Raw genomic sequence first — 26,683 nt, forward strand, 5'->3', positions numbered from 1 at the left:
TGCCGGGGACCGGACTGTGATGACAGGTGAAGGGTCAGGACGACGGTGGTGCTGCCGCACTGCGTCCCTTCTTCTTCCCGATCGCCGAGATCCGCCGACGGCGGAGCCAGGCGAGGAGGCTCGAGGACACCACCGACAGCACGAGCAGCACGCCCGTGATGATGTTGATGATGTCGCTGGTGACACCGGCGAGCCGGAGTGCGCTGCCGAGGATGCCGATCAGCAGCACACCGGCGATGACGCCGTGCAGCGCTCCGCGTCCGCCGAAGATCGACACGCCGCCGAGGAGTACCGCGGCGATGACCGCGAGCTCCATGCCGGTGGCGTTGTCGCCGCGCGCGCTGCCGTAGAGCAGGGTGAAGTACACGCCCGCGAAACCCGAGACGGTGCCGCTGAGCACGAACAGCAGGAACTTCGCGCGACCGACGTCGACGCCTGAGAAGGCCGCGGCCTCCTTGTTCAGGCCGATCGCGTAGAGCGAGCGACCGAACGGCGTGAAGTGCAGCAGCACGGCGAACGCGATGGCGAGCACGACGAACGGGATCATGATGCCGGGGATCGGCGTGCCGGGGATGTTGTCCTTGGCCAGGTCGGTCCAGAACTCGGGGAAGTCCGTGACCGCCGTGGTGCCGAGCAGGCCGACCGCGATACCGCGGAACAGCGCGAGCGTGCCGATCGTGACGGCCAGGGAGGGCAGCCCCACCGCCGTGATGAGGGCGCCGTTGATCACGCCGCAGACCGTTCCGACGAGGATCGCGGTGATCGCGGCGACGGGCAGCGGCCACCCGGCCTGCGTGAGGATGCCGGTGATCACGCTCGTGAGGCCGACGATGCTCGCGACGGAGAGGTCGATCTCCTCGGTGATGATGATCAGCGTCATCGGCAGCGCGATCAGCAGGATCGGCGCGACATCCCGGAGCAGGTAGGTCGTCGTGAGCGGGCTGTCGAAGTTCGGCACGACCGCGGTCGCGACGGCGATCACGATGAGCAGCAGCGCGATGACCGCGGCCTCGCGGTTGAGCAGCACGCGCCGCCAGAGCGGGCTCGCGTACGGCTTGTACGTGCGTGCGGTCCGGGTGCCGGGCGCGGGTGCGGGGGCGGTCGCGGTCATCGGCCTTCCTCCCTGATCTCGAGCAGCTTGCGGGATTGTCGGAGCGCGAGGACCCGGTCGAGCACGATGGCGCCGATGATGAGGGCGCCGACCACCGCCCGCTGCCAGAAGTCCGGGATGCCGACGATCGGCAGTGCGCGGTTGATGGTGAGCAGCAGGTAGGCGCCCACCGCGGCGCCCCACACCGTGCCGACGCCGCCCGAGATGGCCACGCCGCCGATGACCGCCGCGCCGATTGCCTGCAGTTCCCAGCCGATGCCGGCCTGCGAGCTGACCGTGCCGTAGCGGGCGGCGTAGAGCACACCCGCCAGGCCGGCGAGCGCGCCGCTCACGAGGAAGGCGGTGAGGATGCGACGCGTGACCCGCAGTCCGTAGAGGTGCGCGGCGGCGGGGTCCGAGCCGATCGCGTAGAACTCGCGGCCGCTGCGGAGGTTCCGCAGCACCCACGCGGCGATCACGAGCACCACGACCGCGATGATCGTGAGGATCGGGATGTACAGGATCTGCCCGGTGCCGAGCCCCCGGAAGTCGGCCGGCAGGTCGGACGCGTTGATCCGGTCGCTGCCGGTCCACGCGACGTTGATGCCGCGGTAGATGTAGAGCGTGCCGAGCGTGATCACCAGGGCCGGCACCTTCGCGAACGCCACGAGCGCGCCGTTGATGAGGCCCAGGATGGCGCCGAACGCGACGCCCGCGAGGAACACCGCGATGAGCGGGATGCCGGGCACGTCGATGAAGAGGCGCCCCGTGAGGTAGGCCGTCAGGCCGAGCACCGAGCCGACCGAGAGGTCGACGTTGCGCGTGATGATGACGACCGCCTGGCCCACCGCGACGAGCAGGAGCAGGGACGGGGTGAGCAGCAGGTCCCGGAATCCGTCGGCCGAGAACAGGAAGTTCGGATTGACGATCGTCGCGACGACGATGACCGCGAGCAACGCGATGACGATGCCGGTCTCGCGCGCCTTGAACAGGCTCGAGACGACGCGCGTGGCCGGTGACGGCGCGGAGGGCGTGGGCGGGGCGGCGGTCGCGGTCACTTCGCGTCCTCCTTCTCGGCGGTGGCCGCGAACATCACGGACTCGGGGGTGGCTTCGGAGCGCGGGAACTCGCCGGTGAGCCATCCCTCGCGCATGACCAGCACGCGGTCGGCCATGCCGAGCACCTCGGGCAGCTCGGAGCTGATCATGAGGATGGCCAGGCCCTGCTGGGCGAGCTCGGAGAGCAGCCGGTGCACCTCGGCCTTCGTCCCGACGTCGATGCCGCGGGTCGGCTCGTCGACGATGAGCACCTTCGGCTCGGTCGCGAGCCACTTGCCGAGCACGACCTTCTGCTGGTTCCCGCCCGACAGCGTGCCGGTCTCGGCGTCGAGGGCGGCGGTCTTGACCTCGAGGCGGCTGGCCCAGACCTCGGCCGCGGCGTTCTCGGCGCGATTGGTGATCAGTCCGCCCTTGGCGAGCGAGTTGCGGATGGCGAGGGTGACGTTGCGCGAGACGGACTCGTCGAGCACGAGGCCCTGCTTGCGCCGGTCCTCGGGGACCAGCGCGAGTCCGCGCGCCATCGCGACCCGCGGGTTGCCCTTCGGCAGAGGCTGGTCTCCGAGCCGCACCGAGCCCGATTCGTACGGGTCGACGCCGAAGATCGCGCGTGCGACCTCGCTGCGGCCGGCACCCACGAGGCCCGCGAGGCCGACGATCTCGCCGGCGCGCACCGTGAAGCTGATGTCGTGGAACACGCCCGTCCGCGTGAGTCCCTCGACGACCAGCACGTCGTCGCCGATCTCGGCAGGCAGCTTCGGGAACAGCTCCGCGACATCCCGCCCCACCATCTGCCGGACGAGCTCGTCGACGCTGGTCTCGGCGATGGACTCGGTGGCGATGTAGCTGCCGTCGCGCATGACCGTGACGGTGTCGCACAGCGCGAACACCTCGTCGAAGCGGTGCGAGATGAACATGAGCGCGCGGCCCTCGTCGCGGAGGCTGCGCGCGACCGCGAACAGCCGCTCGACCTCGACGCCCGAGAGCGCGGCGGTCGGCTCATCCATGATCAGCACGCGCGCGTCGAGCGAGATGGCTTTGGCGATCTCGATGATCTGCTGGTCGGCGATCGAGAGGCCCTCGGTGATGCGGTCGGGGTCGATCGAGACGCCGAGGCGGGCGAAGATCTCCTTCGCCTCGGCGCGCATGGCCTTGCGGTCGATGCGGCCGAAGCGGTTGACCGGCTGGCGGCCCATGAAGATGTTCTCGGTCACCGACAGGTCGGGGAAGAGCGTGGGCTCCTGGTAGATCACCGCGATGCCGGCGGCCTTGGATGCCGCGGTGCTGTGGAAGTCGACCTCCTCGCCGCGCAGCAGGAACGTGCCCGCGTCGCGTCGGTACAGGCCCGCGATGATCTTGACGAGGGTCGACTTGCCCGCGCCGTTCTCGCCGATCAACGCGTGGATGGATCCCTGCTGCAGCGTGATGGTGCCGGAGCGGAGGGCGACGACGGCGCCGAACGACTTCACGACCTTGGACAGCTCGAGCACCGGGGGTGCGGGCGTCGTGGGGCTCTGGTCCACGGGCACGTCCTCCTCCTTGAGGTGAAAACTTATGAATCGATTCAGGCTCGATTCAGGCATACTCTATGGAGGACATCCGCGGCGGTCAAGTCGAGCCCGGACGGATGACACCGGCTGACGGATTCGATGGAGAAGGAGCGCGATGGCCCCGGCGAGCATTCGCGACGTCGCCCAGCACGCGGGCGTGTCGGTGGGCACGGTGTCCAACGTGCTCAATCGCCCCGGCGAGGTGTCGGCCGAGTCGATCCGGCGTGTGCACGAGGCGATCGAGACGCTGGGCTACGTGCGCAACGACGCGGCCCGGAAGCTCCGGGCGGGGGTGAGCACCACGGTCGGCTTCGTGGTGCTCGACGGGCAGAACCCGTTCTTCGGCGACGTCGTCCGTGGGGCAGAAGACGAGGCGTCCAGCCACGGCATCGCGATCCTCTACGGCAACACCGACGAGGACCCGAAGCGCGAGCGCATGTACCTCGACCTGTTCGAGGAGCAGCAGGTGCGGGGCGTGCTCATCTCGCCGTACGGCGACATCAACCCGCGGCTCGAGCGACTGCGCGCCCGCGGCATCCCGGCGGTCCTGGTCGATCGCTTCAGCGGCGACGGGCGGTTCAGCTCCGTGTCGGTCGACAGCGTGGTCGGCGGCCGGATGGCGGTCGACCACCTCATCGCGACCGGCCGTCGCCGGATCGCGTTCGTCGGCGGCCCGTTCGACATCCGCCAGGTCACCGACCGCCTCGCGGGCGCGCGGGCGGCCGCCGAGAACGCCGGTGAGCACGTCGACCTCGAGGTCGTCGCGACCGACGCGCTGACGGTGGCGGATGGCGCGGCCGCCGGCGCCCGCATCATCGCGCGACCTCGCTCCGCATGGCCCGACGCGATCTTCGCCGCGAACGACCTGCTCGCGCTCGGCCTGCTGCAGGCGCTCGTCGTCGACGGACGGCTGCTCGTGCCCGACGAGATCGCGCTGATCGGCTTCGACGACAACGCGTTCGCGGCGGCGGCGGCCGTCCCCCTGTCGTCGATGCGGCAGCCGAGCCGCATGATCGGCCGGACGGCGCTGCGGATCCTGCTCGAGGAGACCGCAGACCCCGAGCTGATCCCGCGGCAGACCGTGTTCCAGCCCGAGCTCATCGTGCGGGCGAGCACCGATCCGCGTCGCTGACGCGGGAATGCGCACCGGGGTGCGTCCGTTGCATCCATCAGGTATAGTTGTCGCTACAAGTAATGGCTGGAGTTCCTGATGGACGAGCGCATCCTCAACCCCTCGACGTCGATGGGCGCGGTGACCCTCCGCGTCGGCGACCTCGAGGGCATGTCGACCTACTACGCGAACGCCTTCGCGATGGAGCCGCTCGAGGAGCAGAGCCGGGGCCGCGAGGTCCACCGCGTGCTCGGCCGTGGCGCGACTCCTCTCGTGCGCCTCATCCACACGCCCGACCTGCCGGGCGTCGACCCGCGCCAGTCGGGCCTGTTCCACACCGCGTTCCTCTTCGACGACAAGCAGAGCCTCGCGGCGACCGTCCTCCGCGCGGCGCAGGACCCCCGCAGCCGGTTCGTCGGCTCGAGCGACCACCTCGTGAGCGAGGCGTTCTACTTCACCGACCCCGAGGGCAACGGCGTCGAGCTCTACACCGACCGCGATCGCAGCACCTGGATCCACGACGGCGAGCAGATCCGCATGGCGACCGAGTACCTGGACCCGAACGAGTACCTGCGCACCAACCTCACGGAGGCGGCCATCGAGGCCGGTCCGTCGCTCGCGGGCAAGGTCGGGCACGTCCACCTGCAGGTCGGCGACATCGCGACCGCGCGCTCCTTCTACGTCGACGCACTCGGCTTCGAGGCGACCCAGACCGGCTACCCGGGCGCCGTGTTCGCCTCCGCCGGCGGGTACCACCACCACATCGCCATGAACATCTGGAACAGCCGCGGCGCCGGACCCCGCGCCGCGAGCCTCGGCCTCGGCGACGTGTCGGTGACCGTGCCGGGTCGTGACGACCTCGACGCCCTCGTGGCCCGCCTGCATGGGCGCAGCCTCCGGTTCGCCGACGACGGCCGCTCGGTGGTCGTGAGCGACCCGTGGGGCACGCAGGTCACGGTGGCGCTCCCCGACCTCTCGACCGACGAGCTGCTCGCGCGATGACCCTCGTCGACCTCCGCTCCGGCGAGCTCCGTCCGGGCGCCGTCGCATCGGCGCCGCCCGCAGTCGCACTGCTGCTGCACGGGTTCGGCTCGAACGAGCGCGACCTCGCAGGGCTCATGCCTGCCCTCGACCTCGCCCTTCCGTGGGCGTCGCTCCGCGCGCCGCTTCCCGCCGGGCCCGGGTCGGCGTGGTTCCAGATCACGGCGCCGGGCAGCCCCGATGCCGCACCCGTCGAAGCCGCCACCACGGCGATCTGGGCGTGGGTCGACGAGCACCTGGATGCCGCGACCCGCGTCGTGCCGATCGGCTTCTCGCAGGGCGGGCTCATGGCCACGCAGCTCCTGCGGACGCGGCCCGAGCGCGTGCTCGCGCCGGTGGTGCTCGGCGGGTTCGTGCTCGGTGCGCCGCAGCCGGCCGACGAGCAGCTCGCGACATCCCGGCCCCCGACGTTCTGGGGTCGCGGCGCCGAGGACCGGGTGATCGCGGCGCACGCCGTCGCCCGCACCGCCGAGTGGCTCCCGCGCCACACCGACCTCGTCGAGCGCGTCTACCCCGGCCTCGCGCACGGCATCAGCGCCGACGAGCTCGCCGACGTGCGCGCGTTCCTCGCCGGGTCACTGCGGCAGTAGCCCGCGCCCCTGACCATCGATCAACGCTCGCGGCATCGCCGCTCCCCGGCGGGCGTCGGGGGTGGCGCGTAGGCTGCCGACGTGAGAGCGGATGGCGCGGCCTGCACCGCGGTCGATGAGCACGGCGCGTGCACGGCGCCGGTCGACCCGCGCGCGCCGCTGTCGTTGTGCACGACGCACCTGCTCGTCGCGTACGACTGGATCGCCCGCGACGAGGGCGTGACCGACGTGCTGCCCGGCGCGTGCCTCGTGTGCGGATCGAGGGTCGGCGTGCGCTACCCCTCGGGCTGGGTGTGCGCGGTGTGCGAGTGGCGGCTCGGCGACGTGCCCGACGCCGAGGTCGCACCCCCGCGCGTCGACGTCGTCTACTACGTGCGCTACCGGGAGCGGGTCAAGATCGGCACGTCGTCCAGGCCGCGGCAGCGCCTCGCGGTGATCCCGCACGACGAGGTGCTCGCGTTCGAACGCGGGGGTCGCGCGCTCGAGCAGCGCCGGCACGCCGAGTTCGCCGCGTCGCGGTGGCCGGGGTCCGAGTGGTTCCGCCTCGACGACCCGCTCATCCGCCACATCGCCGAACTCGCCGCGGGCGTCGAGGATCCGTGGGACCGCTACGAGCGCTGGCGCAGCGAGGAGCTCGCCCGCCGCGCCTGACGCACCCTCGCCGACCGTCTCGGCCCGGCCCTGCTCGGCTCGGCTCGATCGACGAGAGTATGCCGAACCGCGCCGAAGACGCGCCCATTCCGTCGATCGGCCTACTCTCGACTCCCCGTCGCCGCGGGAGCGGCGCGGAGCGACGTGCGCGTCAGCTCTTGGGGTGACGCGGCTTGCGGTACGGCTTGTCGTCGTCGCGCGGACTGCGGTCGTCGTCGCGGCGGCGCGCCCCGCGGTCGTCGCCGTACTCGCGCGGGCGGCGTGCGGGGCGGCGATCGTCGTCGTCCCACGAGCGCCGGCGCGGGCGACCCGAGTCGGGCCGCAGCTCGATGAGCTGGCCCGAGATCCGCGTGCCGGCCAGTCGGTCGAACACGTCGGCGGGCAGGTCGGCGGGCAGCTCGACGAGTGAGAAGTCCGACTTGATCTGGATGGCGCCGAAGTCGTCGCGCTGCAGGCCGCCCTCGTTCGCGAGCGCGCCGACGATCTGTCGCGGCTGCACGCGCTGCCGCTTGCCCACCGCGATCCGGTACTGCGCCATGGGCTTGGTCGGCCGGGGACGCCGGTCCGGGCGCTCGCCGCGCTCGCCGCGATCCCCGCGCTCCGGGCGGTCGCGATCGAACCGCTCGCGCACCGGGCGCTCGGGCTCGGGCTCGAGCAGGAGCGGCGACTCCCCCTGCGCGACCACGGCGAGCGCGGCCGCGACATCCGTCTCGGGCACGTCGTGGTGCCGCACGTAGTGCGCGATGATGTCGCGGAATCCGTCGATGCGGTCGGCCTGGCCCAGTGCGGCCGAGATCCGGTCGTCGAACCGGGCGAGGCGCGTGACGTTGACCTCGTCGACGCTCGGCAGCTGCATCTGCGTCATGGGCTGCTTCGTCGCCTTCTCGATGCGGTTCAGCAGGCTGCGCTCGCGCGGCGTCACGAAGCTGATCGCGTCACCCGTGCGACCGGCGCGCCCGGTGCGGCCGATGCGGTGCACGTACGGCTCGCTGTCGGTCGGGATGTCGAAGTTGACGACGTGGCTGATGCGCTCGACGTCGAGGCCGCGGGCCGCGACATCCGTCGCCACCAGGATGTCGAGCTTGCCCGACTTCAACTGGTCGACCGTGCGCTCGCGCTGGGCCTGCGCGATGTCGCCGTTGATCGCCGCGGCCTCGTAGCCGCGCGCACGCAGCTTCTCGGCGAGTTCTTCCGTGACGTTCTTGGTGCGGACGAAGATGATCATGCCCTCGAAGTTCTCGACCTCGAGGATACGCGTGAGCGCGTCGACCTTCTGCTGGTACGACACGACGAGGTAGCGCTGCGTGATGTTCGCGGAGGTCTGTGTCTTGGTCTTGACCGTGATTTCTTCGGGGTCGTGCAGGTACTGCTGCGACATCCGGCGGATCGAGGCCGGCATGGTCGCCGAGAACAACGCGACCTGCTTGGTGTCGGGGGTGTCTGCGAGGATCGTCTCGACGTCCTCGGCGAAGCCCATCTTGAGCATCTCGTCGGCCTCGTCGAGCACGAGGTACTTGAGCTCCGAGAGGTCGAGCGTGCCCTTGTCGAGGTGGTCCATGATGCGGCCCGGCGTGCCGACGATGATGTGGACGCCGCGGCGCAGGGCCGAGAGCTGCACCCCGTAGCCCTGACCGCCGTAGACGGGCAGGATGTGCACGTTCTTCAGGTGAGCGGCGTATCGCTCGAACGCCTCGCAGACCTGCAGCGCGAGCTCGCGCGTCGGGGCGAGCACGAGCGCCTGCGGGGTCTTCTGCGACACGTCGAGCCGCGCGAGGATCGGCAGCGCGAACGCCGCGGTCTTGCCGGTGCCGGTCTGCGCGAGGCCGACGACGTCGCGCCCTCCGAGCAGCGTCGGGATGGTCGCGGCCTGGATCGCGGACGGCGTCTCGTAGCCGACGTCGTCGAGCGCCTTGAGGACCGGGCCGTCGAGCCCGAGGTCGGCGAACGTCGTCTGAGCGGGCTCGACAGGAGCCTCGGCCTCGACGGGAGCATCGGCGGAAGTCACATTTCAGGGTAGACCCCGCGGCTGGGAGGCCGTCGGGACGGCGTTATCCCGCGCCGGGACCGGCGGTTCGGGCGGGCGCCGGCGGTCCGAGGGGCGCCAAGTGTGCGCCATCCGCCCGGATATCGCAACGGGGTGGGAGCGAACGCGATCGTCGTGAAGGGTGGATGGCTCGTGACCGCACTCGACTGAAGGAGGAGAGATGCTGACACTCACCGACGCGGCGAGCCTCGCCGTCAAGGAGATCGTCGACCGCAGCGGCGCGCCTGCCGGGTCCGGCCTCCGCATCGATGCCGAGGGAGACACGGGGACGCAGTTCGCCGTGGACATCGCCCCGGCGCCGGAGGAGCGCGACGCGATCGTCGAGCAGGCGGGGGCGCGCGTCTACCTCGCCGAGGAGGCCGCACAGGCGCTCGATGACAAGACGCTGGATGCCCGAGTGGATGAGGACGGACGCGTCGCATTCGACGTGCTCCCCCAGCGCATCTGACCAGCCCGAGACGGCGGCTCGGTGACGTGTCTCGGGTCGTCGCCTGCTGGACGGACATGCGGTGCCCCGGGCTTCGGCTCGGGGCGCCGGCCCGTCCGGGGGGCGAGGCTTTCCAGCAGGATGCCGCGCCAGGCGGCGTGGCTCAGCGAGACTGGGGTGACCCCCACCGCGGTCAACGCCTCACGGTGATGGTCACGCTGTTGCTGTTGACGATCCCCGAGCCGTTCGGCGCGCTGACGGCCAAGGCCACCACGTGCTGCCCGGTCATCCCCTTCGGGATCTTCACGTTGTACGAGAACTGATCCGAGCGCGCGCTGTACGTCGCGCACCCCGGCTGCAGGACGCCGTCGAGGGTGACCCGGACCAGGCAGGCCGCGACGAGCGCCTGGGCGTCGGCGTCGGAGATGAGCGCGCCGGTGTGATCTCGGAGCGTGAACTTCACGGGGACCGTCGATCCTGCGCGGTACGACATCTGCGGGATCGGTTCCTGGAACCCGCCGAACGCGAATCCGACCCGGTACTCGACGGTTCCCTGGGCCTCGTTGCCTGCGACGTCGGTCGCCGTGCAGCTCAGGGTCTTGACGCCCAGCGTGCCGGTCGACGGGGCGGAGCATCCGGACGTCGCCACGCCTGATGTGGCATCCGACGCGCCGGCGGTGGCGATGGCCGTCCCGCCCACCGGGACCGGATCCGGCGACACGGATCCGTTGATCGTCGGCGCGGTCTGGTCGACCGGCAGACCCATCGTTTCCGGTTCGCTCGTGTTGAAGCGGTCCGACGCGGTGCAGGAAAGCGCGTGGTTCCCGTCGCCGAGGGTGACGACCGCATGGTAGGTCTCCGCCGACACGGCGAGGTTGAGCACCTCGACGCCGTTGGAGGTGCAGGTGATGTTCCTCACCCCCATGGTGTCCTGCGCGAACACGTCGACCTTCACCCCATCGGTACCTGACGACTCCGCGTTGTACCAGCCGGTGAGCGCGACGGCGTCAGCCGAGTCGACAAAGAGCTGCAACGACGGAGGGAACTCGTCGGGTTCCGGCACGATGCTCCAGAGGTCCAGCGTCCCGATCTCCCTGTTGGCGGCAGCGAGCCCGGGTGTGTCATCCGTGCCGAACCTGCCGATCGCGACCCACTGGAGATTGCCCGTGGTAATGAGGTGCTCGCTGTCGAACTCGCCGTTCCCCTCGTTGATCTCGGCGATGATCGAGTTCGGGTCGCTGGTCCATTGCAGCGAGGACACGATGTCCACGTCGCCGTCGTCGTCGATGTCGGCGAACGCCGACGAGGTGAGGAAGGGACCGAAGCCCTCGAGCGACCAGTCCGTGAAGGTGCCGTTCCCCACGCCGGTGCGAATCTCCCGTGTGTGCCCGGCGCCGATGGACTTGTAGATGAAGAGGTCGAGGTGGCCGTCGCCGTTCATGTCGCGCAGGTCGATCTTCGACGGGTTGCTCCCGGTCACGTACGGGGTGACGAACGCGAAGGTACCGCTCCCGTCGCCGAACAGCAGGGCGATCTCGCCCACACCCGACCGGGTTACCGCGATGTCGCCGTGCCCGTCCTCGTTGATGTCCGCGACCTTCAGCGAGCGCAGGTCACCCGGTTCGCCCACCACCAGTGTCTGCCCCACGGTGAAGCCGCCGGCGCCATCGTTGTGCATCACGAACATGACCCCGTCGTTGATGTTGGCGACGGCGATGTCGGGAGCACCGTCGTCGTTGACGTCGCCGATCGAGATCGAGCTCGGGATGTCGCCCATCGGGTAGGTGGTGAACGTCGGGAACCCGCCGTTGACGTTGAGCAGCACCGAGATGCTGTTGATGTCGCCGTTGATCAGCGCGAGATCGGGGAGGTCGTCGCCGTTGAGGTCGCCGACGTCCATCTGGCCCGGATCGTCCCCGGCGGGATACAGCGCTGTCGCGCTGAAGCTCGCGTCCCCCTCGTTGAGCAGCACGGCCACCCGGTCGAACGGCGAATCGGTCGCGACCAGGTCGTCATAGCCGTCGCCGTTGAAGTCGGCAGCCTGCAGGAAGAAGGGCTGCGACCCCATCGGATAGCTGGGCGGGTTGAAGGGCTCGATCTCGACGTCGGCCGCCGCCGGCGAGACTCCGACGAACCCGAGGGCGACGACGGCGACTGCTGCGAGGCCGAAGCGCGCGATCCAGGTCTTGCGTGGGGTGGGGTTGGACATGTTCATCTTCGAACCGCCGATACTTCAGGGGGCACTCGCGCGCAATGTATCGAAAACCGGGCCCCCGTCGACATTCCCCAAAGAGGTGACAATAGATCACTTCTGGCGGGATGTCAGAGTGCTAACCATGCTGGATCGGCGGCGGCTGACCTGAGTTCTACGTATTGTAGAAGTCATGCACCGCACGACCTTCGCCCTGCGCCTGCTGCTGCCGACGTTCCTCATCGGCGCGATCGTGGCGATCTCGTTCCTCGAGGCGCCGCTGAAGTTCCAGGCGCCGGGCATCACCATCCCGCTCGGCCTCGGCATCGGCCGGCTCGTGTTCACGGCGCTGAACATCCTGACGGGTGTCGCGCTCGCCGTGCTCACCATCGCGAGCCTGCGTCGCCCGCGGGCCGGGCGCACTCCGCTCGTGCTGCTCGGTGCCCTCTGGGTCGTCTACCTCGTCGAGGTCGCCATCATCCGGCCGGTGCTCAATCGCCGCAGCGATCTCGTGCTCGCCGGGGCCGAGGCGCCCGGCACCGATTGGGCGCACTACGCCTACATCGCGGCGGATGTCGCCGTGCTGGCGCTGCTCGTCGCGCTCGTCGTCGTCACGGCCCGCGAACTCCTGCCGGCGGCATCCGCCCCGTCTCAGGCGCCCGTGGTCGCCGGCCGCTCGGCGCCCCAGGACGCGAGGAGTGCGAGCCGCTCGGCCGACGGCGATCCCGGCTCGGCGGTGTAGATCAGCATCACGAGCCCCGGCTCGGCGGTGAGCTGCAGTTCCTCGTAGGCGAAGGTCAACTCGCCGACGACCGGATGCCGGAACCGCTTGGTGCCCGTGCCGTGCGTGCGCACGTCGTGTGCACCCCAGAGGCGACGGAACGTCTCGCTCTGCGTCGACAGCTCGCCGACGAGGTCCTGCATGGCGCGATCGTGCGGGTTGCGGCCCGCCTCGGCCCGCATGATGGCGACGCACATCCCGGCGAAGAGCTCCCAGTCGGGGTAGAAGTCGCGCGATGCGGGGTCGAGGAACTGGAAGCGGGCGAGGTTCGGCGTCCGGCCGCCCTCGCCGATCAGTGGCGAGTAGAACGCGCGGCCGAGCTCGTTGGTCGCGAGCAGGTCCTGATACTGGTTGCGCACGAACGCGATGCCGCCGGTGATCGACTCCAACGCCCACTGCAGGCTCGGCCGGGACGGCGCCTGCCGGGGTGTGCGCCGACGCGGGCGCCCGGAGGTGGGGATGCCGTCGGCCGCGCGGGCGAGGTCGAGGAGATGCGCCCGCTCCGTGTCATCCAGTCGCAGCGCGTTCGCGATCGCGTCGAGCACCGCGGATGAGGCGCCCGCGATCGCGCCGCGCTCGAGCTTGGCGTAGTACTCGACGCTCACGCCGGCGAGCACCGCCACCTCGGTCCGCCGGAGTCCGGCGACGCGTCGATTCGGGCCACCCGGCAGGCCCGCCTGCTCGGGCGTGAGCTTGGCGCGGCGCGACATGAGGAACTCACGCACCTCGGCTCGGTTGTCCATGCTCACAGGGTAGGTCGCGGCCCGCGCGCCAGGGGTGCCCTGCGGGTACACCTCTCGACAGGAACTCCCCCGCGGGCTCGCGCGACGGTTCACTGGCTGTCATGTCCACCACCGGTTCTGCACCCACCCACGCTGCGACGCAGCCGGGCGGGCGGCTCCTCCCGGCCGTGCTGCTCCTGCTGACGGTGTTCGGTCCGATCTCGATGGACCTCTACCTGCCGCTGCTCCCCGCACTCACGCTCGAGCTCGACGCCGCCACGGCGACGGCGCAGCTGACCGTGACTGCGTGCCTCATCGGACTCGCGCTCGGGCAGCTCGTCGCCGGTCCGCTCTCCGACCGCTTCGGCCGACGTCGCCCGCTCCTCATCGGCGTCGTCGCCTATGTGGCCGCCTCGGCCTGGTGCGCGATCGCGCCCAGTGTCGAGCTGCTGATCGTCGCGCGCCTCGTGCAGGGCGTCGCCGGCGGCGTCGGACTCGTGATCGCGCAGGCGGCCGGGCGGGACCTCTACTCGGGCGGCGCCCTGATCCGCTACTTCGGTCGCGTGACCGTGCTCAGCGGCCTGGCGGCGATCGTCGGCCCTCTCGCGGGCGGGCTGCTCGCGACGGTCACGGACTGGCGCGGCCTGTTCGTCTTCCTCGCGGCCGTCGGCGGCGCCATCCTGCTGGTCGTCGCCCTGCGCTTCAGCGAGACGCTGCCCAGCGATCACCGCACCACGGGCGGATTCGCGCACATGGCCGCGGCCTACCGAACGCTGCTGTCCGACCGGCGCTTCGTGGGCGCGGTGCTGGTGAGCGGGTTCGTCAGCGCGGCCCTGTTCGCGTACCTCGCCGGCGCCACCTATGTGCTGCAGGGCATCTACGGACTCACGCCCCAGCAGTACGCACTCGCGTTCGGGCTCAACTCGGCGGGCTTCATGGTCTTCGGATGGCTCGCCGCGCGCGCCTCGGAACGCTGGAGCCTCCACGGCACGCTCGTGGCCGGCCTCGTGATGTGCGCGCTCGGCGCCGCGGGGCTCCTCGCGAGCGCACTCCTCGCACTGCCGGTCGCCGTCGTGATCGTCTCCCTGCTCACGATGGTGAGTGGCGTCGCGGTCACCACTCCGCCGACGACCACGATCGCACTGGCCGGCTTCCCGCAGATCGCGGGCACCGCCGCATCCCTGCTGGGGATGGCGCGCTTCGCGTTCGGCGGATTCGCCGCACCGCTCGTCGGCCTCGCCGGGGCCGGCACCATGCTGCCGCTCGGCATCGTCACCGTCGCCGGGATCGCGCTCGCCGCGGCATCCGTCGCACTGCTGGCCGCGCGTCGCGCGCCCGCCGCGGCCCTGCCCGGAACCGACGGGGCTTCGGCCCCACTCGACCCAGACCCGTCTGCCGACGGCGCGCTGTCGACGGCCGCAGGACGATAACCCCCGAAAGAGAAGGAGCACCTCCATGCGTGGTGTCATCATGTACGGCCCCGGCGACGTCCGCGTCGAGGAGCGCGAGCGGCCGACCATCGTCGAGCCCACCGACGCGATCATCCGCGTCACCTCCGCCTGCATCTGCGGTTCGGACCTCTGGCCCTATCGCGGTCAGGACGACTACGGATGGCCCGCCCCGATGGGGCACGAGTACGTCGGCGTGGTCGAGGAGGTCGGCGATGACGTCTCGACCGTGAAGGTCGGCGACTTCGTCGTCGGCTCGTTCTTCGCGTCGGACAACACCTGCGAGATCTGCCGCGCCGGCTACCAGTCGCACTGCGTCCACGCGGTCCCGATGGGCGGGCTCGGCACCCAGGCCGAGTTCCTCCGCGTCCCCCACGCGGACGGCACCCTCGTGGCCACGGCTACGCGGCCGACGCCGAAGCAGGAACGCGGCCTCCTCGCCGCCTCCGACGTGCTCGGCACCGGATGGTTCGCGGCCGTCGCCGCCGAGGTCGGCCCGGGCAAGACCGTCGCGGTCGTCGGCGACGGAGCGGTCGGCCTCCTGGGCATCCTCGCCGCGAAGCGCCTCGGCGCGGAGCGCATCATCGCGTTCAGCCGGCACGCCGACCGCCAGGCGCTCGCCCGGACGTTCGGCGCGACCGACATCGTCGAGGAGCGCGGCGACGCCGGTGCGGAGAAGGTCAAGGAGCTCACCGACGGGCTCGGCGCCCACTCGGTGATCGAGGCCGTCGGCACGCAGGAGTCGATGATGCAGGCCGTCCGCTCGACGCGCGCCGGCGGACACGTCGGCTACGTGGGCGTCTCGCACGACGTCGCCCTGCCCGGCCTCGAGCTGTTCTTCTCGGGTGCCCACCTGCACGGCGGGCCTGCGCCCGTACGGCGGTTCCTGCCCGAGCTCGTCGACCTCATCATGCGCGACGAGATCGACCCCGGCGAGGTCTTCGACCTCACCCTGCCGCTGGACCAGGCGGCGGAGGGCTACCGCGCCATGGACGAGCGGCGCGCGGTCAAAGTGCTGCTGACGACGGACGGAGCTGCGGACCAGGACGCACGCGACTCCGAGTGAGGCTCGATGGTGTGCCCGGTCGGTCGCCGTGCGCGATCAGGCCGGGCACTCCCTCGCCGCTCGTCCGGAAACGGACGAGACTGGGGCCATGAGCACGAACACACCGACGGCCGCGCTGTCGCAGGCCGGCGTCAGCATCTGGCTCGACGACCTGTCGCGCGAGCGGATCACGACGGGCGAACTCGAGCGACTCATCGCCGAACGCGACGTCGTCGGCGTGACGACCAACCCGACGATCTTCGCGACGGCCTTCGCCGACGGCGAGTCGTACCGCGAGGCCCTGCACGACCTGGCCGCCGACGGCGCCGACGTCGAACGCGCCGTGTTCGAGATCACGACGCACGACGTGCGCGAGGCGGCCGACCACCTCCGCCAGGTCTACGACCGGACGAACGGCGTCGACGGGCGCGTCTCGATCGAGGTGGAGCCCGGCGTGGCCCACGACACCGACGGAACCATCGCCGAGGCGCATGCGCTCTGGGAGAAGGTCGACCGCCCGAACGCCATGATCAAGATTCCGGCCACCGTCGAGGGCCTGGATGCGATCACGGCGGCCACGGCCGCGGGCATCAGCGTGAACGTCACGCTCATCTTCAGCCTCGACCGCTACCTCGGCGTGATGGAGGCGTACCTGACGGGTCTCGAGCAGGCGAAAGCCGCGGGCATCGACCTCTCGACCATCCACTCGGTGGCGTCGTTCTTCGTCTCGCCGGTCGACACCGAGATCGACTCGCGACTCGCGTCGATCGGCACCGACGAGGCGCTCGCGCTCAAGGGCAAGGCGGGCATCGCGAACGCGCGACTCGCCTATCAGCTGTACGATACGGTGTTCGGCGGCGAGCGGGCGACCGCGCTGCTCGACGCCGGCGCCAACCGCCAGCGCCCGCTCTGGGCGTCGACCGGGGTGAAGGATCCGTCGCTGCCCGACACGCTCTACGTGACCGAGCTCGTCGCTCCCGGCGTCGTGAACACCATGCCCGAGAAGACCCTCGAGGCGACGTTCGACCACGGCGAGATCCGCGGCGACACGGTCACCGGCTCGTACGACGAGGCCCGTGCCGTGCTCGAGGCACTCGCACGCGTCGGCGTCGACTACGACGACGTGACCGCGGTGCTCGAGCGCGAGGGCGTCGAGAAGTTCACGGTGTCGTGGAACCAGTTGCTCGACACGGTCCGCGCGGCGTTGGACGCGGCGCGCTGAGCCACGCCGCGGCGCGATGGGCGTCGCCGCGGCGTGCGCTGCCGTCAGAATCCCTCGGAGACCTGCGTCGCCTCATCCGCGACGCGGACGCCGTACCGGTACGCGAGCATGCCGCCGAGGTAGCCCGACACCGACAGCACGAGCACTCCGACGACGCTCAACACGAATCCCGTGATGCTGACCTCCTCGTCGGACGCGTTCAGCCGCACGATCAGGCTGATCGCGAACAGCGCCGTCACGAGCAGGTTGAGCGACATGTGGATCAACGCCGTGCGCCGGGCCCGGGTCCCCGACTGGATCTGCGAGAGATCCATGAGGCCCAGCGCTGCGGCGATGATCGCGCCCACGATTCCGATGAGGATGAGGAGCCGCGCCCCGGCGACGTACGGCTCGGGCTCGTCCACCGTGAAGCCCACGATGTCGAACACGACGCTCGCGATCCAGGTGCCGATCGGGATCGTCACCATGATCGGGTGGAACGGATGGCCGTACGGTCCCGCGAGGAAGCTCCGGGGCTGCTTGGCGCGGTGGAGTGGCCTGTCCTGCGTCATGGCTCCAAGATGCGCGGACTCACCGCACCCCGTCGAGCGCATTGCCGAACGGTCGCCGGGGTGCTAGCGCCACCCTCCCGCTTCGCCCCTCATGCCGATGAGCCACGGGCGAACCTCGGCGATGAGCGTGCCGTCGTGCACGGCAGGGTCGGCGGCGGCGATCTGGCGCACCTCGTCCTCCGGAATCCCCGCGACGGGGATCATCATGCCGCCGCTTCCGGCATCGAGGTGCGGCCCACCGAGCAGCAGTCGGTCGGACTCGAGCCACTGCCGGTAGTGCGCGACATGGGCGCGCACGCCGGGCTGCTCGAACATGTCCTTGCCCATGAGCCACGCGGGTCCGGGCGTGTGGAAGATGACGAAGCGGACATCCTGTGGCATCGGCGACTCCTCGAGGGCGGGCCAGCCAGCCTACTGCCGCGCGGTTACCACAGCGCGATTCTCGATGATGATCCTGCCGCTCACTTCGAACGCCGATGGACTGAGGGCGCCCACCCTCCACTGGTGGGCGCCCTCGGCCTCGTTCGACGGGCGGCGCGTTGCCGCCCGCCCGAATCAGCGCTCGATCTTGTCCAGGTGGAGCATGCGGGCGAGGTTCTTGTCGAGCTCGTCGTCCTGGAAGACCTTCTTCCAGTCGTCCTTGATGATGGTCGACTTGCCGTAGTCCATGGCGATGAGGCACGCGTCGCTGAAGGGGTTGTCGCCGCGCAGGCCGTTGGCGAGCGCGACCTGCGTGTGCCCGAGCAGGATGGAACGGGCCGCCGCCTCGGGCACGCCCATGGTGTTCACGGCCTCGTCGAGCGCCTCCTTGAGCAGGGCGCCGATCATGCAGGCGATGGTCTCGACGAGGGTCGGCTCGAGCTGCGCGAGCTGCTTGACGGTGACCCAGTGCACGTCGATGACGGGCGCGTAGATCGCGCGGACGGTCGCCTCGACGATCGCGGCCTTGGCGGGGTCGTCGGACTCGATCGCGGCGATCGCGTCCTGCGGGGCGGCGATGCCGCCGAACGTGTCCGCATACTCCTCGGGGGTGGTGCGCTGCAGGAAGACCGACGGGTGGCACGGGTGCGCGACGGCCTGGATGACGTCCTCGCGCGTGGTGAGCAAGCCCGCGTACGCCGCGGCCGGGTCGAGCGTCAGCACGATCGCGCCCGGCTTGAGCTGCGGCACGATGTCGGCGGTGACCGGGCCGAGCGCGAGGTCGGGCACGGCGAGGACGACGATGTCGGCGTCGCGCACGGCGTCGGACGTGGCGGTCAGCTCGCGGCCGGCGTCGCGGACGCGCTCCTGGCCGGCGGGCGAGTTCTCGCTGTAGAAGACGGTGTGCGCGGTCTTGACCAGGTTGTTCGAGACGCGCATGCCCATCTTGCCGCCGGCGCCGATGACGGCGATGACGTGGGTCTCGACGGGTGCAGCGGTCTCGGTGGGCGTGATGGTGTCGGTGGTGCTCATCGGATACTCCTCAAGTAGTCCAGTGCGGTGGCCGTCCACTCCTGCTCGGTGCGGACGGTGGTCTCGGGGTCGCCCTGCCAGGGCAGCCAGTGCTCGACGATCTGGTTCACGCCCCGCTCCTCGGGGCGCACCGTCTCGACGAGGTGCGGGTAGTCGTGGAGGCCCTCCCCCATGGGGGCGCCGCTGTAGGTGAAGCCCACCCAGCCGTCCTGCCGGGCGAACGCGAAGTCCTTGGCGTGGATGTTGCGGGTGAGCGGGGCGCAGCGCTCGACGGCGTCCTTCGGCAGTTCCAGTCCGGCCACGACGTTCGCCGGGTCGAGGCAGATGCCGACGCGGTAGCCGCCCACGCGCTCGACCAGGCCGACCAGCTCGGCGGTCGGAACCTGCTCGTACGTCTCGAGGGCGAGCGTGACGCCCGCCGCCTCGAACTCGGGCATGACCTCGTCGAGCATCCCGGCCGCCTCGTCGAGGCTCGGGCGGAAGCCCGGCGCGTACACCATGCTGCGCACCAGATCGGCGTCGAACACCTCGGCGAGGCGCAGGAAGGCGCGGAGGTGCGAGGGCGCGACGCCCTTGGTGCCGAGCTCGATCGTCAGCCCGAGCCGGCGTGCGGCCGTGGCCGCTTCGCGGAGCTCCGCGTCGGACATGCCGAGCAGCGGCGCGTAGTCGCAGACCTGGAACAGGTCGACGTCGAGGTCGCGTGTGCGCTCGAGCACGTCGACCAGGCCGAGCGGCTGCTCGACGCGGTCGGACTGCTGCCAGAAGAAGGCGTAGGTGCCGAGGCCGATCATGCGATCGCCTCCTCGCGGCGGTCGGCGAGCGCGGCAGCCTCGTCGAGCACGTCGGCGAGGGCTGCCGGGTCGTGCGCGAAGCGGCCGAGGAACAGCCCGTCGACCGCGTCGCCGAGCTCGGTCAGGAGCCCCGGACCGGCCGAGCCGCCGTAGATGACGAGGCTGCCCTCGCGTCCGGGCAGCGCGTCGAGCTCGCCGCGCAGGGCGCGCGCGACCTCGGCGATGTGCTCGACGGGCGCGGGCTCCGGCGCGCCGATGGCCCAGACGGGCTCGTACGCGACGAGCACGCGGCCCGCGGGCGCGTCGGCCAGTGCCGAGCGCAGTTGCGCGATGGTCGCGGATGCCGCGGTCGCGGCATCCGCTCGCTCGGTCTCGCCGATGCACAGGACCGGCGCGATGCCGTTTCGCAGGGCCGCGGCGGTCTTGGCGCCGACGACCTCCTCGGTCTCGCCGAAGAGCCGACGCCGCTCGGCGTGGCCGACCTCGGCGACGCGGACGCCGACCTCGGCGAGCTCGGCGGCCGAGACCTCGCCGGTGAACGCGCCCGAGTCCTCGGTCGCGACATCCTGCGCCCCGACCACGACGCGCGTGCCGGCGAACGTGTCGAGCGCCGGGAGCACCTGCAGGTAGCTCGGGATCACGAAGCACTCGACCCGGCCATCGACCAGGGCGGGGTGCGCGGCCAGTTCGGCGACGCGCTCGAACCAGCGGCGCGCGTCGGCGTGCCCGAAGTACATCTTCAGGCTCACCCCGACCGACACGCGCGGGAACATCAGCAGGACCCGGTGGTCTCGTACTGACCGATGACGGCGACCTTCTCGGCCGACGCCGACGCGGGGTCGAAGCGGTACGTCAGCCACTCGCGCACGAGGCGGCGGGCGAGCTCGATGCCGACCACGCGCTGGCCCATGGTGAGCACCTGCGCGTCGTTCGAGAGCACGCTGCGCTCGACCGAGAAGCTGTCGTGCGCGGTCGCGGCACGGATGCCGGGCACCTTGTTCGCGGCGATCGCCACGCCGAGGCCGGTGCCGCAGATGAGCAACGCCCGGTCGGCCTCGCCCGAGGCGACGAGCTCGGCCGCGGCGACCGCGACCTTCGGGTACGCGGTGTGCCCGTCGGCGTCCACGCCCACGTCGACGACCGAGACGACGCCGGTGTGCTGCTCGAGATCGCCCTTCAGGATCTCCTTGTAGGCGAACCCGGCGTCATCGCTGCCGACGACGATGCGGAGCTGATCAGGCATGCTGTGCTTCCTCTTCTTCCTTCAGGGCACCGGCGCTGCCGGCGAGGACCTCGCCCACCGCCGTGACGATGAGCGCGAACGAGTGGGCGCCCGGGTCGGGCGTGCCGAGGCTCTTCTCGGCGTGCGGGCGCGCGCGCCCCATGCGGGGCAGCAGGTCGGCGGTGGCGGCGGCGGCCGCGGATGCCACGGAGGCGGCGGCGGCCCACGCCTCGGCGAAGCGTGCCCCGCGCTCCACCTCCTGGCCGAGCGTCTCGGCGAACGGCACGAGCGCGTCGACCATGGTCTTGTCGCCGACCTGGGCCTTGCCGTACGACTGGATGCCGTCGCGAGCCCCGGCGACGCCGGTGGCGACCGCCTCGCTCGTGGGGGCAGCGTCGTCGCCGAGCGCGGCGCCGACCTCGCGGAGTGCCACGCCCCAGAGCGCACCGGACGTGCCGCCGGCCCGGTCGGACCAGGCGTCGCCGGCGTGCGCGAGCAGGGTCGCCGCGCCGGCGCCCGCCGAGGCGGCCTCGCGCGCCGCGTCGAGCGCCGCGTGCGATCCGCGCTGCATGCCGATGCCGTGGTCGCCGTCGCCGGCGATCGCGTCCATACGGCCGAGCTCGTCGACGTGCTCGTCGATCGTCGCGACCGTCGCCTCGAGGGCGGCGAGCGCGAGGGCCGCGGCCTGCTGCGATTCGGGGCTGCCGACGGGGATGTCGCGACCCGCGCCATCCGTCGCCGCCTCGTCGACCTCGACTCGCGCCGCCTCGACGACCGCGCCGCGACGGTAGGCGGGCGTCTCGACCGGGGCGTTCCAGAGCCGCTCGAGCTCGTCGTCGAGCCAGAACAGGGTGAGCGAGCCGCCCGCCATGTCGAAGCTCGTGCAGTACTCGCCGACGTGCGGGTCGACGATCTCCAGGCCGGCCTCTTCGAGCAGCTGCGCGATGCGGCGGAAGACGACGAACAGCTCCTCGTACTTCAGGGCGCCGAGGCCGTTGAGGATGGGGACCACGCGCTGCCCGGACGCCTGCTCGACGCCCTCGGGGAGCTCGGCGAGCAGGCTCGACACGAGCAGCTCGGCGAGCCCGTCGGCAGTGGGAACCTCGGTCTCGCCGATGCCGGGCTCACCGTGGATGCCCAGGCCCACCGCCATCCGACCCTCGGGGACGGTGAACAGCGGCGCCTCGGCGCCCGGCAGTGTGCAGCCCGTGAAGGCGACGCCGAACGAGCGGGTCCGCTCGTTCGCGAGCCGGGCGACGCGCGCGACCTCGGCGAGCTCGTAGCCCTCCTCGGCCGCCGCGGCCGCGGACTTGAACACGGTGAGGTCGCCCGCGATGCCGCGGCGCTTGTGCTTCTCGGCGACCGGAGCGCTCGAGATGTCATCGGTGACCGTGACCGTCTCGGCCGGGATGCCCGCGGCCCGCAGCTGCTCCTGCGCGGCGTCGAAGTTGAGCACGTCGCCCGCGTAGTTGCCGTAGCTGAACAGCACGCCGCCGCCCCGCTCGGCCGCCTGAGCGACCGAGCGGACCTGCTGCGTCGAGGGCGAGGCGAAGAGGTTGCCCATGGCCGCGCCGTGCGCGAGGCCCTGGCCCACCAGCCCGCCGAAGGCCGGGTAGTGGCCCGAGCCCCCGCCGATCACGACCGCGACCTGCCCCTGGGGCGTCGCCGTCGACCGGGCGACCCCGCCGGAGACGCGACGGACGTGGCGGCCGTTGGCCGCGACGAACCCGTCGATCATCTCGTCGGCGAAGTCCTCGGGCCGGTTGTGCAGGCGGGTCATCGCCGCGCCTCCTCCGACGCGGTCGTGTCGGCGGCCTCAGCGGACGCCTGGCCTTCACGAGCCTGCAGCGGCGCCGCGGCATCCGCATGGGCGCTGCCGTGGGCGACCTGCACGCGACCCTCGCGGGCGAGGGCGATCATGAGGATCGCCGACACGAGCATGAAGGCGCCGACGATGAACATGGGCACCTCGTACCCGCCGGTCCAGTCGGCGACCGCGCCGGTCACGAACGGGGCGCTGAAGCCCGCGATGTTGCCGATGGTGTTGATGAGCGCGACGCCCGCGGCCGCCGCGACGCCCGTGAGGAACTGCGTGGGCAGCGTCCAGAAGTTGGGCAGCGCCGCGAAGATCGCCATGGCCGTGATCGAGATGACGGCGATGGTGAGCACGGGCGAGCCGGCGAAGAGGGCGAGCGGGATGCTGACGGCGCCGGCGATGGCGGGGCCCGCGATGTGCCACGTCCGCAGGCCGCGGCGGGTCGCGTCGCGCGACCACAGCCACAGCATGATCGCGGCCGGGATGTACGGGATCGCCGTGATGAGGCCCTTCTGGAAGACGTCGAACTCGACGCCGGCCTGCGCCTGGAAGCCCTCGATGATCGTGGGAAGGAAGAACGCGAGCGCGTAGAGGCCGTAGATGAAGCCGAAGTAGATGAACGAGAGGGTCCAGACCCGGCCGCTCTTGAAGGCGTGCTTCACCGAGACGTGGTGCTGGGATGCCTCGGTCTTGGCCTTCTCGGACGCGAGCGCGTCGGTCAGCCACTCCTGCTCGGCGGGGTTCAGCCACTTCGCGTCGGCCGGGCGGTCCTTCAGGTAGAACCACGCGATGATGCCGACCACGATGGCGGGGATCGCGACGCCGAGGAACATGAACCGCCAGCCCTCGAGGCCGAAGAACACGCCGTCCTGCTGGATCAGCAGGCCCGCGAGCGGGGCGCCGATGACCGTGGTGAGCGGCTGGGCCAGGTAGAACAGCGCGAGGATCTTGCCGCGGTAGGCGGCCGGTACCCAGAGGCTGAGGAAGAGGATCGCACCCGGGAAGAAGCCGGCCTCGGCGACACCGAGGAGGAAGCGGAGCACGACGAGCTGCTCGAAGTTCTGCACCCACGTGAAGAGGGCCGCGACGATGCCCCAGCTCACCATGATGCGGGCGAGCCACTTGCGGGCGCCGAACTTGTGGAGCGCGAGGTTCGACGGCACCTCCAAGAGGATGTAGCCGATGAAGAAGACGCCCGACGCGAAGCCGAACTGGGCCGCGGAGAGCGCCAGGTCCTCGTTCATGCCGTTGGGGGCGGCGAAGCCGATCGCGGTGCGGTCGAGGTAGTTGATGAAGAACATCAACGCGACGAACGGCACGAGCCGTACGGCGACCTTCCGGATGGCGGACTGCGCGACGGCTGGGGCCGCGACTCGGGTGGTGGTGTCCACGCTGACTCCTGGTTCTCTCCTGCTCGAGCCGGAGGACTCCGGCATTGGATGACTCCACCCATATTGGCAAACCGGTTGACCAATTGCAACCCCAACGACGATATTCGCGCCTCCCCGCATTCGGCCGAACCGGTTGGTAGGTTGGAGGCATGCCCGTCTTCCGCGATGACAGCTCGGCCGAGATCGCGGCCGCACTCGGCGCCCTGCCGTCGGGCTCCGCCGTCTCGGTCGTCGCCACGCGCCTGCTCGACCTCTTCACCAGCGGTTCGATCCCGCCCGGCACGCGACTTCCTCCTGAGCGCCAACTCGCGGCGAGCCTCGAGGTGGGCCGTTCGGCCGTACGCGAAGCTCTCGCGGCGCTCGAGATCCTCGGCATCGTCGACGTACGCCCCGGTTCGGGCACCTACCTCCGCGGCACCGCGAGCGAGCTGCTCCCCCAGAGCCTCAGCTGGGGCATGCTCATCGGCGAGCGCAGCACCGCCGAGCTGCTCGAGCTGCGGTCCGGTCTCGAGATCTTCGTCGCGCGCATCGCCGCCGACCGGCTGACCGACGAGCAGCTCGCCGGTCTCGGGGCGCACCTCGAGCGGATGCGGGCCACCATCGACAGCGGCGACCTCAGGGCATTCGTCAAGGCCGACCTCGCCTGGCACCACGACCTCGCCTCGAGCGCCGGCAATTCGGTGCTGCTCGACATGCTGCAGATCGTGCGCTCGCTGCTGCGGGTCTGGGTCGACCGGGCCGTGCAAGATGAGACGCAGGCGCGAGCAGCGCTCGACGAGCACGACGCCGTGTACCGCGCACTCGTCGCTCGGGATTCGGATGCCGCCGCCTCAGCGATGGCGGCGCACATGGCGACGGCATCCGCGAGACTGTCCCGTCGCGCGGCCGACGAGCACGACGGCGTCGGCGCAGCGTAGGGCGACCGCATCCGTCGCCGAAGTGTGGTCACGCGGCTCGGCGAGCCGCGTTACCGTCACAGCTCGGCGAGCCGCGGGGCCGTCACAGCTCGGCGATGACCGTCTTCAGCTCGGTGTAGTCCTCGAGGCCGAACGAGCCGAGCTCGCGACCCCAGCCCGACTCCTTGTACCCGCCGCGGGGCAGCGTCACGTCGTCGGCGTGCCACGAGTTGAGCCAGACGGTGCCCGCCCGGAGGCGGCCGCCCACCCGGTGCGCGGTGCCGATGTCACGCGACCACACGCCCGCTGCGAGACCGTAGCGGGTGTTGTTGGCGAGCCTGATGGCCTCCTCCTCGTTGTCGAACGGCACCGCCGTGACGACCGGCCCGAAGATCTCGTCCTGCTGGATCGACATCTGCTCGCTCACGTCGGTGAAGACGGTCGGACGCACGAAGTAGCCGCGCTCCCCGACGCGGACGCCGCCTTCGGCGACCGTCGCCCCCTCGGCGACGCCCGCCTCGAGGTAGCCCGTGACCTTCGCGAACTGCTCGTCGGAGATGAGCGGCCCCATGTCGGTGCGCTCGTCGAAGGCGCTGCCGACCCGGATGCCGCGGGCGATCTCCGCGATCCCTGCGACGACCTCGTCGAACACGCCGCGCTGGACGTAGAGCCGTGAGCCGTTCACGCAGCACTGACCCTGGTTGAAGAACGCGGCGTGCGCCGAGCCGGGGATCGCCTTGGCGAGGTCGGCGTCGTCGAAGACGAGGTTCGGGGCCTTGCCGCCGAGCTCGAGCGAGACCTTCTTCAGGTTGCCGGCGGCGGCCGCCGCGATCTTCTTGCCCACGTCCGTGGAGCCCGTGAAGGCGACCTTGTCGACGTCGCCGTGCGCGACGAGGGCCGCCCCGGTGTCACCGAACCCGGGAAGGACGTTGACGACTCCCGCCGGCAGTCCGGCCTCGAGGAGCAGTTCGCCGAGGCGCAGCGCGCTGAGGGGCGTCTGCTCGGCCGGCTTCAGCACGACGGTGTTGCCCGCCGTGATCGCGGGGACGATCTTGAAGGCCGCCATCGTCAACGGGAAGTTCCACGGGACGATCCCGGCCACGACCCCGATCGGCTCGCGCACCGTGTAGGCGAGGAACTCCGAGGTCTCGCTGGAGAGCGGAATCGTCGTGCCCTCGGTCTTGTTCGCCCAGCCGGCGAAGTAGCGGAACAGCTCCGCGGCCGTTGCGACGTCGCCGTCGCGCGCGCCGACGAACGGCTTGCCGCCGTCGAGCGCCTCCAGCTGCGCGAACTCGTCGGCGTGCTCCTCGAGCAGGTCGGCGATCCTCCACAGCAGGCGTCCACGCTGGCGCGGGGTGAACCGGTTCCACGCGGAGCCGTGCTCGAACGCGCGGCGGGCCGCGGCGACCGCCCGGTTCACGTCCTCGGGCCCGGCCTGGGCCACGTGCGTGATCGCATCCTCCGTCGCGGGGTCGATCGTCGCGAAGGTGCGGCCGTCCGCGGCATCCTGCCACTCACCGTCGATGAGCAGCTGCCGGGGCGAGCCGACGAACTCGGCGACGCTCGGCAGGAGGGCTGCGTTGGTCATGGTGTTCC

25 protein-coding genes are annotated in these 26,683 nt (G+C 71.1%); 10 read left to right on the forward strand and 15 right to left on the reverse strand.

Translation table 11 applies throughout. The annotated features are described in order from the left end of the window. Positions 1 to 34: 34 nt before the first annotated feature. The 3 genes from ACFQ58_RS15120 to ACFQ58_RS15130 are packed head-to-tail and all read right to left on the reverse strand — an operon-like array spanning position 35 to position 3,728. Positions 35 to 1,111 carry an ABC transporter permease gene (locus ACFQ58_RS15120; protein ID WP_376951982.1) on the reverse strand — a complete coding sequence of 359 codons (1,077 nt, stop codon included), beginning with the start codon at positions 1,109 to 1,111 and terminating at the stop codon, positions 35 to 37. Continuing rightward, positions 1,108 to 2,148 carry an ABC transporter permease gene (locus ACFQ58_RS15125; RefSeq protein WP_376951983.1) on the reverse strand — a complete coding sequence of 347 codons (1,041 nt, stop codon included), beginning with the start codon at positions 2,146 to 2,148 and terminating at the stop codon, positions 1,108 to 1,110. Before ACFQ58_RS15125 ends, ACFQ58_RS15120 begins: the two co-directional genes overlap by 4 nt. Continuing rightward, positions 2,145 to 3,728: a sugar ABC transporter ATP-binding protein gene (locus ACFQ58_RS15130; RefSeq protein ID WP_376951984.1), complete on the reverse strand. Its 1,584-nt coding sequence runs from the start codon at positions 3,726 to 3,728 to the stop codon at positions 2,145 to 2,147. Before ACFQ58_RS15130 ends, ACFQ58_RS15125 begins: the two co-directional genes overlap by 4 nt. A gap of 82 nt (positions 3,729 to 3,810) precedes the next feature. On the opposite strand from ACFQ58_RS15130, the gene ACFQ58_RS15135 reads away from it, so the two are divergent. From ACFQ58_RS15135 to ACFQ58_RS15150, 4 genes are all read left to right on the forward strand, one after another. After that, positions 3,811 to 4,827: a LacI family DNA-binding transcriptional regulator gene (locus ACFQ58_RS15135; protein WP_376951985.1), complete on the forward strand. Its 1,017-nt coding sequence runs from the start codon at positions 3,811 to 3,813 to the stop codon at positions 4,825 to 4,827. A gap of 78 nt (positions 4,828 to 4,905) precedes the next feature. Then, on the forward strand, positions 4,906 to 5,808 hold the full coding sequence (locus ACFQ58_RS15140; protein ID WP_376951986.1) for a VOC family protein: 903 nt from the start codon (positions 4,906 to 4,908) through the stop codon (positions 5,806 to 5,808). Further along, the gene (locus tag ACFQ58_RS15145) at positions 5,805 to 6,437 is read left to right on the forward strand and encodes an alpha/beta hydrolase (RefSeq protein ID WP_376951987.1); all 633 of its coding nucleotides are present in this window, start codon (positions 5,805 to 5,807) and stop codon (positions 6,435 to 6,437) included. Before ACFQ58_RS15140 ends, ACFQ58_RS15145 begins: the two co-directional genes overlap by 4 nt. An 81-nt stretch (positions 6,438 to 6,518) precedes the next feature. Next, on the forward strand, positions 6,519 to 7,088 hold the full coding sequence (locus ACFQ58_RS15150) for a GIY-YIG nuclease family protein (RefSeq protein ID WP_376951988.1): 570 nt from the start codon (positions 6,519 to 6,521) through the stop codon (positions 7,086 to 7,088). A gap of 151 nt (positions 7,089 to 7,239) precedes the next feature. On the opposite strand, the gene ACFQ58_RS15155 is transcribed toward ACFQ58_RS15150, so the two are convergent. Continuing rightward, positions 7,240 to 9,093 (reverse strand): DEAD/DEAH box helicase, encoded by a 1,854-nt coding sequence (locus ACFQ58_RS15155; RefSeq protein WP_376951989.1) that lies wholly within the window; start codon positions 9,091 to 9,093, stop codon positions 7,240 to 7,242. Positions 9,094 to 9,292: 199 nt separating this feature from the next. Between ACFQ58_RS15155 and ACFQ58_RS15160 the strand changes: the two genes are divergently transcribed. Next, on the forward strand, positions 9,293 to 9,580 hold the full coding sequence (locus tag ACFQ58_RS15160) for a HesB/IscA family protein (protein ID WP_376951990.1): 288 nt from the start codon (positions 9,293 to 9,295) through the stop codon (positions 9,578 to 9,580). 172 nt (positions 9,581 to 9,752) lie between these two features. On the opposite strand, the gene ACFQ58_RS15165 is transcribed toward ACFQ58_RS15160, so the two are convergent. Next, positions 9,753 to 11,768 (reverse strand): FG-GAP-like repeat-containing protein, encoded by a 2,016-nt coding sequence (locus ACFQ58_RS15165; protein WP_376951991.1) that lies wholly within the window; start codon positions 11,766 to 11,768, stop codon positions 9,753 to 9,755. 175 nt (positions 11,769 to 11,943) lie between these two features. On the opposite strand from ACFQ58_RS15165, the gene ACFQ58_RS15170 reads away from it, so the two are divergent. After that, entirely contained in the window at positions 11,944 to 12,492 is a 549-nt protein-coding gene (locus ACFQ58_RS15170; protein WP_376951992.1) for a hypothetical protein, read from the forward strand. Here the strand turns inward: ACFQ58_RS15170 and ACFQ58_RS15175 are convergent. After that, a complete protein-coding gene (locus tag ACFQ58_RS15175; RefSeq protein ID WP_376951993.1) occupies positions 12,402 to 13,274 on the reverse strand; it encodes a helix-turn-helix transcriptional regulator in 873 nt (290 codons plus the stop codon). The genes ACFQ58_RS15170 and ACFQ58_RS15175 overlap by 91 nt on opposite strands. A 101-nt stretch (positions 13,275 to 13,375) precedes the next feature. On the opposite strand from ACFQ58_RS15175, the gene ACFQ58_RS15180 reads away from it, so the two are divergent. The 3 genes from ACFQ58_RS15180 (at position 13,376) to tal (ending at position 16,968) form a co-directional block, all read left to right on the forward strand. Beyond that, a complete protein-coding gene (locus tag ACFQ58_RS15180) occupies positions 13,376 to 14,683 on the forward strand; it encodes a multidrug effflux MFS transporter (RefSeq protein ID WP_376951994.1) in 1,308 nt (435 codons plus the stop codon). 25 nt (positions 14,684 to 14,708) lie between these two features. Beyond that, on the forward strand, positions 14,709 to 15,767 hold the full coding sequence (locus ACFQ58_RS15185; RefSeq protein WP_376951995.1) for a zinc-dependent alcohol dehydrogenase family protein: 1,059 nt from the start codon (positions 14,709 to 14,711) through the stop codon (positions 15,765 to 15,767). An 88-nt stretch (positions 15,768 to 15,855) separates the two neighbouring features. Then, on the forward strand, positions 15,856 to 16,968 hold the full coding sequence (gene tal / locus ACFQ58_RS15190) for a transaldolase (protein ID WP_376951996.1): 1,113 nt from the start codon (positions 15,856 to 15,858) through the stop codon (positions 16,966 to 16,968). Between the two features lie 44 nt (positions 16,969 to 17,012). Here tal and ACFQ58_RS15195 read toward each other — a convergent pair whose 3' ends face one another. From ACFQ58_RS15195 to ACFQ58_RS15230, 8 genes are all read right to left on the reverse strand, one after another. After that, positions 17,013 to 17,519 carry a DUF2231 domain-containing protein gene (locus ACFQ58_RS15195; RefSeq protein ID WP_376951997.1) on the reverse strand — a complete coding sequence of 169 codons (507 nt, stop codon included), beginning with the start codon at positions 17,517 to 17,519 and terminating at the stop codon, positions 17,013 to 17,015. Positions 17,520 to 17,582: 63 nt separating this feature from the next. Further along, the gene (locus ACFQ58_RS15200) at positions 17,583 to 17,900 is read right to left on the reverse strand and encodes a YciI family protein (RefSeq protein ID WP_376951998.1); all 318 of its coding nucleotides are present in this window, start codon (positions 17,898 to 17,900) and stop codon (positions 17,583 to 17,585) included. Between the two features lie 174 nt (positions 17,901 to 18,074). Then, positions 18,075 to 18,971 (reverse strand): phosphogluconate dehydrogenase C-terminal domain-containing protein, encoded by an 897-nt coding sequence (locus ACFQ58_RS15205; RefSeq protein ID WP_376951999.1) that lies wholly within the window; start codon positions 18,969 to 18,971, stop codon positions 18,075 to 18,077. Continuing rightward, positions 18,968 to 19,762, reverse strand: a complete 795-nt coding sequence (locus ACFQ58_RS15210; RefSeq protein ID WP_376952000.1) for a sugar phosphate isomerase/epimerase family protein — start codon at positions 19,760 to 19,762, stop codon at positions 18,968 to 18,970. Before ACFQ58_RS15210 ends, ACFQ58_RS15205 begins: the two co-directional genes overlap by 4 nt. Next, on the reverse strand, positions 19,759 to 20,535 hold the full coding sequence (locus tag ACFQ58_RS15215) for a triose-phosphate isomerase family protein (RefSeq protein WP_376952001.1): 777 nt from the start codon (positions 20,533 to 20,535) through the stop codon (positions 19,759 to 19,761). Before ACFQ58_RS15215 ends, ACFQ58_RS15210 begins: the two co-directional genes overlap by 4 nt. Continuing rightward, entirely contained in the window at positions 20,535 to 21,005 is a 471-nt protein-coding gene (locus tag ACFQ58_RS15220) for a ribose-5-phosphate isomerase (RefSeq protein WP_376952002.1), read from the reverse strand. The genes ACFQ58_RS15215 and ACFQ58_RS15220 overlap by 1 nt, the downstream gene beginning before the upstream one ends. Further along, the gene (locus ACFQ58_RS15225) at positions 20,998 to 22,764 is read right to left on the reverse strand and encodes a dihydroxyacetone kinase family protein (protein WP_376952003.1); all 1,767 of its coding nucleotides are present in this window, start codon (positions 22,762 to 22,764) and stop codon (positions 20,998 to 21,000) included. The genes ACFQ58_RS15220 and ACFQ58_RS15225 overlap by 8 nt, the downstream gene beginning before the upstream one ends. Beyond that, positions 22,761 to 24,191, reverse strand: coding sequence for an MFS transporter (locus tag ACFQ58_RS15230; protein ID WP_376952004.1), 1,431 nt, complete (start codon positions 24,189 to 24,191; stop codon positions 22,761 to 22,763). Before ACFQ58_RS15230 ends, ACFQ58_RS15225 begins: the two co-directional genes overlap by 4 nt. Before the next feature lie 149 nt (positions 24,192 to 24,340). Between ACFQ58_RS15230 and ACFQ58_RS15235 the strand changes: the two genes are divergently transcribed. Beyond that, the gene (locus ACFQ58_RS15235) at positions 24,341 to 25,108 is read left to right on the forward strand and encodes a FadR/GntR family transcriptional regulator (RefSeq protein WP_376952005.1); all 768 of its coding nucleotides are present in this window, start codon (positions 24,341 to 24,343) and stop codon (positions 25,106 to 25,108) included. Between the two features lie 82 nt (positions 25,109 to 25,190). On the opposite strand, the gene ACFQ58_RS15240 is transcribed toward ACFQ58_RS15235, so the two are convergent. Continuing rightward, positions 25,191 to 26,675, reverse strand: a complete 1,485-nt coding sequence (locus tag ACFQ58_RS15240) for an aldehyde dehydrogenase family protein (RefSeq protein ID WP_376952006.1) — start codon at positions 26,673 to 26,675, stop codon at positions 25,191 to 25,193. Positions 26,676 to 26,683 lie beyond the last annotated feature (8 nt).

The organism is Agromyces sp. NPDC056523 (assembly GCF_042794545.1).
In the GTDB taxonomy this organism is placed as follows: domain Bacteria; phylum Actinomycetota; class Actinomycetes; order Actinomycetales; family Microbacteriaceae; genus Agromyces.

What these genes read in the sequence shown, in the direction of transcription:
- ACFQ58_RS15120 (WP_376951982.1), bottom strand. Translation starts at nt 1,111, where the DNA reads ATGACCGCGACCGCCCCCGCACCCGCGCCCGGCACCCGGACCGCACGC.
- ACFQ58_RS15130 (WP_376951984.1), bottom strand. Translation starts at nt 3,728, where the DNA reads ATGCCTGAATCGAGCCTGAATCGATTCATAAGTTTTCACCTCAAGGAG.
- ACFQ58_RS15135 (WP_376951985.1), top strand. Translation starts at nt 3,811, where the DNA reads ATGGCCCCGGCGAGCATTCGCGACGTCGCCCAGCACGCGGGCGTGTCG.
- ACFQ58_RS15140 (WP_376951986.1), top strand. Translation starts at nt 4,906, where the DNA reads ATGGACGAGCGCATCCTCAACCCCTCGACGTCGATGGGCGCGGTGACC.
- ACFQ58_RS15145 (WP_376951987.1), top strand. Translation starts at nt 5,805, where the DNA reads ATGACCCTCGTCGACCTCCGCTCCGGCGAGCTCCGTCCGGGCGCCGTC.
- ACFQ58_RS15160 (WP_376951990.1), top strand. Translation starts at nt 9,293, where the DNA reads ATGCTGACACTCACCGACGCGGCGAGCCTCGCCGTCAAGGAGATCGTC.
- ACFQ58_RS15165 (WP_376951991.1), bottom strand. Translation starts at nt 11,768, where the DNA reads ATGTCCAACCCCACCCCACGCAAGACCTGGATCGCGCGCTTCGGCCTC.
- ACFQ58_RS15170 (WP_376951992.1), top strand. Translation starts at nt 11,944, where the DNA reads ATGCACCGCACGACCTTCGCCCTGCGCCTGCTGCTGCCGACGTTCCTC.
- ACFQ58_RS15175 (WP_376951993.1), bottom strand. Translation starts at nt 13,274, where the DNA reads ATGGACAACCGAGCCGAGGTGCGTGAGTTCCTCATGTCGCGCCGCGCC.
- ACFQ58_RS15180 (WP_376951994.1), top strand. Translation starts at nt 13,376, where the DNA reads ATGTCCACCACCGGTTCTGCACCCACCCACGCTGCGACGCAGCCGGGC.
- ACFQ58_RS15185 (WP_376951995.1), top strand. Translation starts at nt 14,709, where the DNA reads ATGCGTGGTGTCATCATGTACGGCCCCGGCGACGTCCGCGTCGAGGAG.
- tal (WP_376951996.1), top strand. Translation starts at nt 15,856, where the DNA reads ATGAGCACGAACACACCGACGGCCGCGCTGTCGCAGGCCGGCGTCAGC.
- ACFQ58_RS15195 (WP_376951997.1), bottom strand. Translation starts at nt 17,519, where the DNA reads ATGACGCAGGACAGGCCACTCCACCGCGCCAAGCAGCCCCGGAGCTTC.
- ACFQ58_RS15200 (WP_376951998.1), bottom strand. Translation starts at nt 17,900, where the DNA reads ATGCCACAGGATGTCCGCTTCGTCATCTTCCACACGCCCGGACCCGCG.
- ACFQ58_RS15205 (WP_376951999.1), bottom strand. Translation starts at nt 18,971, where the DNA reads ATGAGCACCACCGACACCATCACGCCCACCGAGACCGCTGCACCCGTC.
- ACFQ58_RS15210 (WP_376952000.1), bottom strand. Translation starts at nt 19,762, where the DNA reads ATGATCGGCCTCGGCACCTACGCCTTCTTCTGGCAGCAGTCCGACCGC.
- ACFQ58_RS15215 (WP_376952001.1), bottom strand. Translation starts at nt 20,535, where the DNA reads ATGTTCCCGCGCGTGTCGGTCGGGGTGAGCCTGAAGATGTACTTCGGG.
- ACFQ58_RS15220 (WP_376952002.1), bottom strand. Translation starts at nt 21,005, where the DNA reads ATGCCTGATCAGCTCCGCATCGTCGTCGGCAGCGATGACGCCGGGTTC.
- ACFQ58_RS15225 (WP_376952003.1), bottom strand. Translation starts at nt 22,764, where the DNA reads ATGACCCGCCTGCACAACCGGCCCGAGGACTTCGCCGACGAGATGATC.
- ACFQ58_RS15235 (WP_376952005.1), top strand. Translation starts at nt 24,341, where the DNA reads ATGCCCGTCTTCCGCGATGACAGCTCGGCCGAGATCGCGGCCGCACTC.
- ACFQ58_RS15240 (WP_376952006.1), bottom strand. Translation starts at nt 26,675, where the DNA reads ATGACCAACGCAGCCCTCCTGCCGAGCGTCGCCGAGTTCGTCGGCTCG.